This window comes from Bacteroidota bacterium (assembly GCA_016706255.1).
Lineage (GTDB): Bacteria > Bacteroidota > Bacteroidia > Chitinophagales > BACL12 > UBA7236.
This window is the reverse complement of record JADJJZ010000006.1, coordinates 258,053-270,044: the sequence shown is the minus strand read 5'-3', so window position 1 is coordinate 270,044 and position 11,992 is coordinate 258,053. Positions and strand designations below refer to the sequence as shown.

Annotated in this window: 11 protein-coding genes; 2 read left to right on the top strand and 9 right to left on the bottom strand. The window is 38.0% G+C overall.

What is annotated here, in order from left to right; genetic code table 11:
- Window positions 1–3: 3 nt before the first annotated feature.
- The 7 genes from IPI65_09855 to IPI65_09825 form a co-directional block, all read right to left on the bottom strand.
- Complete coding sequence (locus IPI65_09855) at window positions 4–744, bottom strand: response regulator transcription factor (GenBank protein MBK7441815.1); 741 nt, start codon at window positions 742–744, stop codon at window positions 4–6.
- A gap of 67 nt (window positions 745–811) precedes the next feature.
- Complete coding sequence (locus IPI65_09850) at window positions 812–2,320, bottom strand: GH3 auxin-responsive promoter family protein (protein ID MBK7441814.1); 1,509 nt, start codon at window positions 2,318–2,320, stop codon at window positions 812–814.
- A 44-nt stretch (window positions 2,321–2,364) separates the two neighbouring features.
- Entirely contained in the window at window positions 2,365–3,129 is a 765-nt protein-coding gene (gene lptB / locus IPI65_09845) for an LPS export ABC transporter ATP-binding protein (GenBank protein ID MBK7441813.1), read from the bottom strand.
- 15 nt (window positions 3,130–3,144) lie between these two features.
- Window positions 3,145–4,842, bottom strand: a complete 1,698-nt coding sequence (gene recJ, locus IPI65_09840) for a single-stranded-DNA-specific exonuclease RecJ (protein ID MBK7441812.1) — start codon at window positions 4,840–4,842, stop codon at window positions 3,145–3,147.
- 16 nt (window positions 4,843–4,858) lie between these two features.
- Window positions 4,859–6,520 carry a S8 family peptidase gene (locus tag IPI65_09835; protein ID MBK7441811.1) on the bottom strand — a complete coding sequence of 554 codons (1,662 nt, stop codon included), beginning with the start codon at window positions 6,518–6,520 and terminating at the stop codon, window positions 4,859–4,861.
- A 43-nt stretch (window positions 6,521–6,563) separates the two neighbouring features.
- Complete coding sequence (locus tag IPI65_09830) at window positions 6,564–7,187, bottom strand: DUF5011 domain-containing protein (protein MBK7441810.1); 624 nt, start codon at window positions 7,185–7,187, stop codon at window positions 6,564–6,566.
- Between the two features lie 98 nt (window positions 7,188–7,285).
- The gene (locus IPI65_09825; protein MBK7441809.1) at window positions 7,286–7,987 is read right to left on the bottom strand and encodes a DUF5011 domain-containing protein; all 702 of its coding nucleotides are present in this window, start codon (window positions 7,985–7,987) and stop codon (window positions 7,286–7,288) included.
- A 105-nt stretch (window positions 7,988–8,092) separates the two neighbouring features.
- Between IPI65_09825 and IPI65_09820 the strand changes: the two genes are divergently transcribed.
- The gene (locus tag IPI65_09820) at window positions 8,093–8,446 is read left to right on the top strand and encodes a hypothetical protein (protein ID MBK7441808.1); all 354 of its coding nucleotides are present in this window, start codon (window positions 8,093–8,095) and stop codon (window positions 8,444–8,446) included.
- Between the two features lie 51 nt (window positions 8,447–8,497).
- Here IPI65_09820 and IPI65_09815 read toward each other — a convergent pair whose 3' ends face one another.
- A complete protein-coding gene (locus tag IPI65_09815) occupies window positions 8,498–9,841 on the bottom strand; it encodes an FAD-dependent monooxygenase (protein ID MBK7441807.1) in 1,344 nt (447 codons plus the stop codon).
- A gap of 107 nt (window positions 9,842–9,948) precedes the next feature.
- Between IPI65_09815 and IPI65_09810 the strand changes: the two genes are divergently transcribed.
- Window positions 9,949–10,527: a diheme cytochrome c-553 gene (locus IPI65_09810; protein MBK7441806.1), complete on the top strand. Its 579-nt coding sequence runs from the start codon at window positions 9,949–9,951 to the stop codon at window positions 10,525–10,527.
- A 61-nt stretch (window positions 10,528–10,588) separates the two neighbouring features.
- On the opposite strand, the gene kynU is transcribed toward IPI65_09810, so the two are convergent.
- A complete protein-coding gene (kynU, locus tag IPI65_09805; protein ID MBK7441805.1) occupies window positions 10,589–11,857 on the bottom strand; it encodes a kynureninase in 1,269 nt (422 codons plus the stop codon).
- Window positions 11,858–11,992: the final 135 nt, after the last annotated feature.

Below are 11,992 nucleotides of genomic sequence, written 5' to 3'. Positions count from 1 at the left end.
TATTTAAATTGCGATACTCAATCTCCGCATTGCTTCAATAAATTCGTTGTATCGTGCTTTTGGTAATTGAATTCTGGCATCATCATTCATTACAATTACACCACCATCTTCACGTAAAAATTCTTTTACATGATTCAGGTTTATGATGTAAGAACGGTGCACCCTGAAAAATATATTATCTTTCAAACTATCTTCAAAAACTTTAAGCGGTTTAGAAACAAAATACGAACGTTTTTCAGATACATAAACGCGTGTATAATTACTTTCAGCTTCGAGGCGAATAATATCTTTCATTTCAATTACACTAAATCCGCCGGTATGACTTAAGGTTATACGTCCGGGTTTTTGATTTTCTGTAACCAATTCCGATTTTTTCTGATCGTAGAACGATACAATTTTATTTACGGCCTGTTGTAATTCTTTTATTACAATTGGTTTCAAGATATAATCAATTGCACCTGCTTTTACTGCCTGAATACCATAATCTTTATGTGCAGTAACAAATACAACGGCAAAATCTTTTTTATTGAGTGATTCCAATAAATCGAACCCGTTTAATTCGGGCATATTAATATCCAGAAATAAAACATTAGGGCCGAGGGAAAGAATTTTTTCTTTTGCTTCAGCAGCATTGGCGGCTTCGGCTATGACTTCAATTTCGGGACAATATTTTTCGAGCAGTGCAGATAAATTGCGTCGACCCGGTTCTTCGTCATCAATTAAAATGGCTGTGTAACGATTCACGATTTTTTGGTTTTAGGGTGTGGTTATTACAACCAAAGTTAACCAAATTGACGAAAAGTAGCAGGACTCAGATAAAGCGTAAAATTTCTTCAAGGTAAATGCGCTCATTGCTCAGGCGTGGAATTTTGTGCTGCCCGCCCAGCTTGCCTTTCGACTTAAGCCATTCGTAAAAAGCACCTTTAGGCGCAACGTGCACAACCGGCATTTTTAAAGCCATGTCCTTATGCCGCTTTGCCTCATAGTCGCTATTAATCGACTGCAATGTTTTATCTAGAATACTTACAAACTGCTCCAGGTTATCCGGCCCACGACCAAACTCAATAATCCATTCGTGACCACCTTTTTCGTTGCCCTGAATATAAATTGGTGCTGCAGAATATTCTACCACTGTAGCATTGGTTTGTGCACAGGCTTCTGCAATTGCTTTATCGGTATTATCTACAATTACTTCTTCACCAAAAGCATTAATAAAATGTTTCACCCTGCCAGATACCTGAATCCGATACGGATTTTTTGAGGTAAACCGAATGGTATCTCCAATTTTATAGCGCCATAAACCCGCATTGGAAGAAATTACCACGGCATAATTTTTATTTAATTCAACCTCAGTGAGCATGATAGTTTTAGGATATTCCTTATCAAACTCTTCCATCGGAATAAATTCATAAAACAAACCATAATCAGGCATCAATAACATTTCATCAGAATTAAGCCTATCCTGAAATGCAAAAAATCCTTCACTGGCATTATACGTTTCCACATAATGCATTTTATCGGGATTAATTAACGCATTAAACTGATTGCGATACGGTTTAAAACTTACACCACCGTGAATATAAAGTTCAAGATTTGGCCAAATTTCTTTCAAATCTTTTTTACCTGTGAGGTCAAATAATCTGCGAATTAAAACGATGGTCCATGTAGGAACACCTGCTATACTGGTTACATTTTTATTTATGGTATGGTCAGCCATTGCCTCAATTTTGCTTTCCCATTCGTCCATTAATGCAATTTTTAGTGGTGGAGTCATGGCATAACGCGACAATAATGGCATATTTTGCATCATAACGGCACTTACATCGCCATATTTTGAGTGGTGATTCAGTTTGTTAATTTGGTGACTGCCACCCATGAGCAGTGTTTTGCCGGAAAATAAATTGGAGGCCGGATTATTATGTAAATACATGGCCAACACATCGCGGCTTCCTTTAAAATGGCAGTCGTCGAGCGCCATTTTGCTAACCGGAATAAATTTACTTTTATCGCTTGTGGTGCCCGATGATTTTGCGAACCAACTGATAGGTGTATTCCACAATACAAATTGCTCACCCATCATAATCCGGTCGATATATGGCTTTAAACTTTCGTAATCCTGAACCGGAAAGCGGTTTCGGAAGTCATTTATATTATTAATTGAGTTAAAATCGTACTTTTTCCCCCATTCTGTACCGGCAGCACCTGCCATAAGTGTTTCAAATACAGACTCCTGAGCACGCGCCGGATCTTGCACTGCCTGCTGTATGCGGGCAATCTGCATTTTAAAAACGGTTGAGGTTATAGAGTGAATGATGGACATCCGCGCTGCAAAATTAAGCCTGTGGTATCATATAAAGATATCTTTTATTCCACATCTGTATCAGAATGTACTGCCGAAACCCTGCCTTTTCGTAAAACAAAGTTCTGGCCGAGGTAAACTTTCCGCACCTGAGGGTCGCCGGCAAGGTCTTCTGCTGAGCCCTGCTTTAAAATTTTTCCTTCAAACAATAAGTACGCTCTGTCGGTAATCGATAAAGTTTCCTGCACATTATGGTCAGTAATTAAAACACCAATTTTTTTATATTTCAATTTTTCTACAATCAGTTGAATATCTTCCACTGCAATTGGATCAATACCTGCAAAAGGCTCATCCAGCAGAATAAATTTCGGGTCGGTAGCCAGTGCACGCGCAATTTCTGTTCTTCTTCTCTCCCCACCACTTAAAACATCACCATTACTTTTTCTGATATGGCCTAAACCAAATTCGCCTATCAGCGATTCCAACTTTTTCTTTTGGTCTGCTGCTTTCAATTTTGTCATTTGTAATACCGCCGCAATATTATCTTCCACACTCATTTTTCTAAACACACTTGCTTCCTGCGGCAAATAACCTATTCCCAATTGCGCACGTTTATACATCGGATAATCGGTAATATCTTTTGTATCCAGAAATACACTGCCCGACAGTGGTTTAATTAAACCTACAATCATATAAAACGATGTAGTTTTTCCGGCACCATTCGGACCAAGCAAACCAACTATTTCACCCTGATTTACTTCAACACTCACTTCATTTACAACAGTGCGCTGCTTATATTTTTTTACCAGTTTTTCTGAACGTAAAATCACAATCTTGAATTTAAATTAGTTTAATTTAATATCGCGGACATTCAATTGTAAATTTTTCATATCGCGAAAATTATTTTCTTCTATCGTATAACAAATATCGAACCGTGCTCCATTATTAATTGCCTCATAAAAAGCACCTTTTTGAAATGCAATAGCATCAGCATTAAAACGGTTATTATCTTTTACACCTAATTTCAAATGGTTATCACCAACAATACGCGATTTTCCATTGTTTAATAATTCAGCACTCATAAAAATCGGGTCCATATTTTGCGGACCAAATGGTGCAAATTGTTTAATAATATTATTAAACGTTGGTGTAATATCTTTTAAATGTAAAGCAGCGTCAATTTCAATTTCAGGAATTAATTGTTCCGGTTTTATACTTGCGCGCACTACATCATCAAATCGCTGACTAAACAATTCAAAATTTTCAGGTTTCAGTGATAAGCCAGCTGCATACATATGTCCGCCAAATTGTTCCAATAAATCGGCACAGGCTTTTATGGCTTCATAAATGTCAAAATTTTTCACCGAACGAGCACTTCCATACAACATACCTGCCGATTCTGTTAACAAAATTGTCGGCCTGTAATAATGATCCAGCATGCGCGATGCAACAATACCCACAACACCTTTATGCCATTTATCGCTGCATAATACTGTAGAAACACGTTTATCGGTATCGGGATTACTTTGCAACATATACAATGCATCTGAAGTAATCATTTTATCAACTTCTTTTCGGCCTACATTTTTTTCGTGTAATACGTCCGCACCATTTTTCGCATGTTCTATTGTTTCGGCAATTAACATTTTTACCGCTTTGTTAGCATCATCCATTCTTCCGGCAGCATTAATGCGCGGCCCTAAACCAAAAACGATATTTGAAATATTTAATTGTCCTTCGTACCCTGCAATTTCAATTAATGCTTTTAATCCCGGTCTTGGATTTTTATTTAATTGTTCTGTTCCAAAAAATGCCAGCACCCGGTTTTCTCCGGTAATGGGAACAATATCACTTGCAATACTCACCACAACCAAATCCAGATAAGGAATAATTTGTTCCACCGGAATTTGGTGGCGGATGGCATAAGCTTGAATTAATTTAAATCCGATACCACAGCCACTTAATTCTTTATACGGATAATTACAGTCGGGCTGATGCGGGTCGAGCACTGCATACGCCGCAGGAACAGTATCACCCGGAATATGGTGATCACAAATCACAAAATCTACACCAATTGAATTCGCATATTCAATTTTATCAACTGCTTTTATTCCGCAATCCAAAGCAATTACCAAATCGCAATTTGTTGACTTAGCGTAATCAATACCTTTAATTGAAATACCATATCCTTCCAAATATCTATCGGGGATATAATAATCGATATTTTTATAAATGCTGTTAAAAAACGAAAATGCCAGTGCAACAGAAGTAGTGCCATCAACATCATAATCGCCATAAATTAAAATGCGCTGATTATTTGTTATTGCTTTATCAATTCTGTCAATGGCTTTATCCATGTCCTTCATAATAAAAGGATCATGCAGGTCGGTTATTGCGGGTCTGAAAAATTTTTTGGCTTCTTCATAAGAATAAATACCGCGCTGAACCAATAATTTACAAATAACAGGATGCACTTTTAATTCCTGCTGGAGCGAATTCACCTTGTCCTCATCCGCATCTTTAATCACCCATCTTTTCTCCATCACAAAATGTTTTCACTTAATCATGTTGAATAATACATCCGGTAGCAAATCGTTGTCCTGTTTTTACATTGGTAATGGTAATTGCATACCAGCCATTTGCAAAATCGGCAACATTAATTCCGGATAACATCAAATTAGCATCATCGGTTATTTGTTTATAAACCTGCTGTGCTGTTTGATTATATATTTCAATAATCACTTCATCGTTAGTAATATCATTTGTTGTAATATACAACATTGCATTTGCGGGGTTTGGATGTACTTGTATCTGCAATGTTGAATTATCTACATCTTTAATACCCACCGCACAATATCCTGTTTCAACTAAATTATTAATGGCATTATTTACATTTAATCGTCCGTTACTTACGGTAATACCATTTAAATCAGGAACATAATCCACGCCGTTTAAAATATATTGTTTTAGTAATAGCGACATTGCAGCAGGATCGTAATCGTAATCTTGGAAAAACTTAGGACATGCAGCAGCAAATAATAACGCAATTGTACCTGTAACATGTGGTGCCGACATACTTGTTCCGGTTAAAAATCCGTATGAATTTTCAAGTAAAGTAGAATAAACCAAAGTTCCCGGAGCGCCAAGGTCAATGCTTGCTGCACCGTATGCTGCGTTTAATAAATTATCTGCCTTATCGGTATTGGTAACAGTAATCAGATGATCGGAACTGCAGGAAGTAGGCATATCAAAAACAATATCAATATTCGCACTGAAATTAGCAGTTGAACCAACACTAAGTATGCCGAGTTTTCCTAAAGAGTCATACATGGCACACCAAATCGGATAATCTTCAGGGTTTGCAAAATCAATTCCAAACGAAGAGTTTGTTGCAACTATATAAGCACCTTTTTCACCATCGGTATTTTCGTATAATTCGCGCATTTCGAATGCATAAGTATAAGAAGCAACGGCTTCTGCTTCATTCGAAATATTATAAACCGGCATTATTTTTAAATTCCAGTTTACACCTGTTACGCCTAAATTATTATTTCCATTTGCGCCGGCAATTCCGCCAACATGGGTGCCATGATATCGCTCAGGTATTACACCATTTCCATCGGTAACATTCCATCCGTTATAATCATCAACATATCCGTTTCCATCGTCATCAATTAAATTGAGTGGAATTTCATTTCTGTTTACCCAATAGGTTAAATCATCATGTGTTAAACTTCCGCCTTCACCAATTAATGCAACAACTATTGTATCACCCATCACGGTAACGCCCCCTGTGGTAGTTTCCCATGCTAAATCGGCATCAATATCGGCATCTTCAATACCACCTGTAGTACCATCATTAAACATATTCCATTGTTCATCAAAAGCAGTATCATTTGGAATGGAGCGTTCAGATGTAATGTGATTATACTGCACATTTGCTACATAAGGGTCAGTATAAATGGCAGCAATAATTTTATCTCCCAAAAAAACATTTGTATCATATTTTATAACCCAGATGTTAAATCTTTTAGATGCAGGGGAAATTAATTCGAGATTAAAATTATTTTTTTCGTTAATGCGCTGAATAAAATTTTCGGGTGAAGCGCCTTTAAATAGTTGCACCATTATTTCACCGGGAATACGATTAGTGGTTTGCGCCACCAAAGTATTGGTGATGAACAAAAATGTTAAATAATATAATAGTTTTTTTATCGGCATATCGCTTTAGTAAAAATACATAACAAGTTGCAGACTGAAAAGGTTACATTTTAATCCAAACAGATGTGCAGGCGTCGGTTGAAATTGAATCGGATATCAAATAGCTCCATTTTAATGAATCTGCTGTGGGGTTCATGGTTGCTGTCCCGAAAAAGTTAACTGCTGCTTTTGTGGTATCGAGGGTTAAAAATTGCGAAAATTGTCCGCTCACCGGCAAGGTAAACGCTGCTGAAAGTCCGAAATTGCTGATATTTCCAACCGTAACATTTTTGCCATAACAATCACAATCCTGAATCAGCCCGTAATAATCATAATTGCCGGATGTGCAGGTATCGTAAGCTTTCCAAGTTTGGTTGTAGTAGTCGCTAAGCGGTAAAACGATATCTACCACACGGATTTCTTCGGTTTGATTACCGGCATTATCGGCAACGGTGTAGGTGACGGTATAGGAGCCATATCTGTTTTCATCCACGGTATTTAGTACCTCCACATTGTTTTGCACGTTGCAGTCGTGGTTATCAGCTACTGTAAAACCCGCGTCATTATAGGTTGTGCCGCGGTAATGTATTGAACCATCGGTATTTAGTTCCAGCACGGGGCTATCGGTATCGGTTTTAGCGCAGGCGCTAACCAGGGCAAGGGTAAACAGTATGAATAAAGTACGCAATTGAAACATATAAGGGTTAAAATGTGCAACTAAGGTAATAATATTAATACAAAAGCCCCGACATCAGCGACATCGGGGCTTTTGAGTAAGGTTTGTTATTACAATTTTTCGAAAGTTGCATCACAAGGAATAATTACGCCTGTGTCTTCCGCAGTGTAATCAAGTGTAAACTCGATTGCGCTGGTAGTAGCAGTTGTAATTTCGCCATCTGCGTTAAAGTAGATGGTAGTTCCAGGTAAGTTGTAATCGTCAACTGAAAGTAATTCGTCGAGGTCACCTAAGAAATCAACCGGTACAACAACGATATCGCCGTAAGCACCAAAGTTTTCGAATAACAAAGTATTTGCTCCTGCAGCAGCAGTAACAGTTACAGTGTAATCGTTAATTTCGTAAGGAACACCAGCTTCACCTTTAATTCCGTCGCCGTCCATGTCACAAACTTCGTGCACCTGGTAAGTTCCAAGGTAGTTAGATTTACCAACAACCACGCGAACAATACGTGTTTCAGTGCCGGTATTTCCTGCTTCGTCAGTAACTGTATAAGATACTTCGTATTCGCCAATTTCATCGGTGTTTACTTCAGAATCATCAACTACTACATTAGCAGAAATATCGCCATCTTCATCATCAGTAGCCGAAAAACCCGGATCTGTGTAAGTGTCGCCTAATACGACAGTCATAGGTGAATCACCGTCTAAAACGATAGTTGGTGTTGAAAGGTCCTCGGTGCCGCAACCGGTAAAAATCATCGTTGAGGCAGCAATAACCGCAATGCTTAACATTGAAATTTTAGTCTTCATAAATTGTTTTTTTTAAAAAGTTCTGCAAAATTAAGGTATGAATATTTATTATTTATACCTTTGTAGTCAAATACTATTCCAAAAATCAAAAACAAACAAAACAATATGAAAATTAAAATGTTATTTTTCGTTGTGGCTGCAGGCTTAGTTTTAGCTAGCTGTTCAGACAAAGAAGCGGCAACTAAACTTGCTGATATGGAAAAAGCTATGAAAGCTGCTGATAGCGCTTGTTTAGCTGAAAAAACCATGTTAATGGACTCAATTATGAGCATGCAAACAATGCTTACAGATGCTAAAAACGCAGTAAGCGCTAACACTACATCAAAAACTACAACTACGACTGTTAAAACTACCACTCCGGTTGTTACTGACAAAAAAGTAGACGTTGGAACTAAAGTTGGTGACACTAAAAAAGGTGTTGACATTAAGAAAAAAGGTGGCGCTACAGGCGGAAACTAATTTCTGAAACCTTATATAACTAAAAAACCCGCCAATGGCGGGTTTTTTAGTTTATTGATTAAAGAGTTGATTAGCAATCTGTTCGAAGTAGATAGTGTCCCATTTTTCCCTGATTTCGGGTAAATTGAGGGCAGCCGAAAGCACTTCATCCTGCCGTTTGTATTCTTTTAAAGCCTCACTATATGGCAAATGGCTGAATGAAACCATGGTATAAACCGGAATAAACCGCTCCGGATACACTTCACTTACCTTAGCCGCAATTTTTTTCTTGAACTGGAAATCAGGGTCTGCTACCAAATCCCGCATTTCTATAAAATTCAGCTTCGCCAAATCTGCAATGCCGTCGCTATTGGGTTTACGTGCTGTTTGGTAAGCCGGTATTATCTTGCTCCAATCGTCGTTATACTGCTCCATGAGCTCATTTAACACCGTACAATCCTCAAAACCGCAATTCATCCCTTGTCCGTAAAAAGGAATAATAGCATGCGCTGCATCCCCTATCAGCATGGTGTTTCCGTTGCTCCATGGGAAACATTTTACGGTCATTAATAAACCGGTTGGATTGCCAAAAAAGTCCTGATACAACGTAGGCATCAGTTCCATAGCATCGGCAAAGTATGTTTTGAAAAATACTTCCACCTCTTTTTCTGTGGTAAGGGTTTTGAATGACTGTTCACCATCGAGATTATAAAACAGTGTGCAGGTAAAACTGCCGTCCATATTGGGTAAGGCAATCAGCATGAAGTTTTTTCTCGGCCAGATATGCAGGGCGTTTTTTTCAATTTGCCAGGTATTACCTAGGCCTGCAGGGATGGTTAATTCTTTGTATCCGTGTGCTTCATAGGTTTGATTATAGTCAAAACGCTCGGTTTTCAGCATGGTATAACGCACCAGACTAAAAGCGCCATCGGCACCAATAATCAAATCCGGTTGTAATTTATATGTTTCGCGGGTTTCAAGGTTTTCCATTATGGCATACGTGCCTGCCATATCGGTTTCAACTATCCGCTGATTAAAATGATAAGTAATGCCCGATTTTTCAGCAGCATCAACCAAAGCTATATTCAAATCGCCCCTTGAAACCGAATTAATTGCCTGACCGGGCTTGCCATAAGGCTGAAAACTGAGGTTTCCCTGCACATCATGAATCATACGGCCCGGCATTTGGATGGCAATTTTTCTGATTTCCTCTTCCATACCCACGCCGGCTAAGCCTTTCCAGCCGCGTTCACTAATCGCCAAATTGATGGATCTGCCACCTGCTGCACCGGTTTTACGCAAATCGGGTCTGCGTTCATAAACCGTTACTTCGTATCCACGTTTTTTCAAATACATACTCAACAGCGACCCAACGAGCCCTGCTCCCATAATGGCTATACTTTTTACATGTTGCATACTTACAAATTATAGAATTTGGCAAAAATAAACCTATTTACCACTTCAAATGATGATAAAACTCAAAAATGAAAATTGTTCGTAAATTTCAAACAAATTCACATACAATGAGAAAAACAACCTATTACCTGTTTTCTGTTGCACTCACAATTGCAACAATTTACGGCTGTTCTGTAAAAACGGAACACAAATCCACAACCGATGAAACCACACCTGCAGAAGATCCCGTTAAACGCGGAGCATTTTTAGTTGGGGTTGGGGGATGTAACGACTGCCATACTCCAAAAATGATGACCGACAAAGGGCCTGCATTTGATATGAGCAAAATGTTGTCGGGACATCAGGCTGCGATTGCACTTCCTACTTACGACAAAGCAGTATTAACTGATTGGGTGTTGATGCATCCGCAATTAACTGCTGCTGTTGGACCTTGGGGCACAAGTTATGCCGCCAACCTTACGCCAAGCGAAAGTGGTTTAGGTGCATGGACTGAAGAAAACTTTTTAAAAGCAATGAAAGAAGGCAAACATTTAGGTATGGATAATCAACGTCCAATTATGCCTCCAATGCCTTGGCAGGGTTTAAGCATGTGGCCGGATGAAGATTTAAAAGCCGTTTATGCTTACCTAAAAACAATTCCACCAATCGATAACGTAGTTCCGGCATATCAGCCACCGGGCATGTAATATTTATAAAAAAATAAAACCACCGAATCGGTGGTTTTATTTTTTACAAAAGTTATTTTATTTATACCGAATGAAATATTTCGGCAAATTGAAATACATCTTTAAATGAATTGTATAAAGGAACAGGTGCAACACGAATTACATCAGGTTCACGCCAGTCGGCAATAATTCCATTTTGTGTTAATGCATCAAATGTTTTTTTACCATCTTTATCCATCACAATCGATAACTGACAACCACGTTGTGTAGTATCCGATGGTGTAATTATTTTAAAATCTTTTCTTTTTCCGTTTAATAATAAATATTCAAGGTAAGCAGTAAGCACTAAACTTTTATTCGTTAATTTTTTCATTCCTGCTTCATCAAAAATTGCCAGTGAAGCGCGATGTGCAGCCATCGATAATACTTGTGCATTACTCATTTGCCATCCTGCTGCTCCCGGTTGCGGAAAAAATCCCTTTTGCATTTTAAAGCGCGTTTTTTCATCATTACCCCACCATCCGCTAAGGCGCGGTAAGGTATCATTTTCAGCATGTTTTTCATGCACAAAAACACCACTCGTTCCGCCGGGACCGGAGTTTAAATATTTATATGAACACCAAGTGGCAAAATCAACCTGCCAGTCGTGCAATTGTAAATTTACATTACCTGCTGCATGCGCTAAATCATATCCCACCATAATTTCAGGCGAACAATTTTTTGCGAAAGCAGTTATTTTTTGCATATCAAATAATTGACCGGTATAATAATTAACACCACCAATCATAATTAATGCAATTTCATTTTTATTTTGTTCAATTACCGATAAAATATCTTCCGTTCTGATACAATTTTCACCTTCTCTTGGCATTAATTCAATAATGGCATCATTGGCATCAAAACCATGAAATTTTACCTGATTTTCAACGGCATATTGGTCACTCGGAAATGCCATATATTCCATCACAATTTTATATCGCTGCTTGGTTGGGCGATAAAAACTGATCATTAATAAATTTAAATTCACAGTTAGCGAATTCATTACCACCACTTCAAGTGGTTTTGCGCCAACTAATCGCGCAGTTGATTCTGTTAAAAAATGATGATAATATAACCAGGGATTTTTTGCGTGTAGATGTCCTTCCACACCTAAATTTTGCCAATCGGTTAATTCCTGTTCCAAAAATGCACGTACACTTTTTGGTTGCAATCCCAATGAATTACCACAGAAATAAATTAATTCCTTATTATTTACAGCAGGAATATGAAATTGTGTTCTAAACGATTGTAATTCATCTGCAGCATCTAAACTTTCTGCATAAGCTAATGTTGATTCAAACTGAGGTAACATGGCACAAAGTTAAACAACTCATAATCAATAAAAAACCATATAAAATCCCAAAACGGAAATATTCAAAAAAAATTAACCGCTTATGCTCAATACAAATAACCAATTCAGCGGATGCAGGGTTTAAAACGCTTTAAA

Excerpts from the sequence above, each read along its gene's own strand:
- IPI65_09850 (MBK7441814.1), bottom strand. The coding sequence starts at position 2,320 with ATGTCCATCATTCACTCTATAACCTCAACCGTTTTTAAAATGCAGATT.
- recJ (MBK7441812.1), bottom strand. The coding sequence starts at position 4,842 with ATGGAGAAAAGATGGGTGATTAAAGATGCGGATGAGGACAAGGTGAAT.
- IPI65_09835 (MBK7441811.1), bottom strand. The coding sequence starts at position 6,520 with ATGCCGATAAAAAAACTATTATATTATTTAACATTTTTGTTCATCACC.
- IPI65_09825 (MBK7441809.1), bottom strand. The coding sequence starts at position 7,987 with ATGAAGACTAAAATTTCAATGTTAAGCATTGCGGTTATTGCTGCCTCA.
- IPI65_09820 (MBK7441808.1), top strand. The coding sequence starts at position 8,093 with ATGAAAATTAAAATGTTATTTTTCGTTGTGGCTGCAGGCTTAGTTTTA.
- IPI65_09815 (MBK7441807.1), bottom strand. The coding sequence starts at position 9,841 with ATGCAACATGTAAAAAGTATAGCCATTATGGGAGCAGGGCTCGTTGGG.
- IPI65_09810 (MBK7441806.1), top strand. The coding sequence starts at position 9,949 with ATGAGAAAAACAACCTATTACCTGTTTTCTGTTGCACTCACAATTGCA.
- kynU (MBK7441805.1), bottom strand. The coding sequence starts at position 11,857 with ATGTTACCTCAGTTTGAATCAACATTAGCTTATGCAGAAAGTTTAGAT.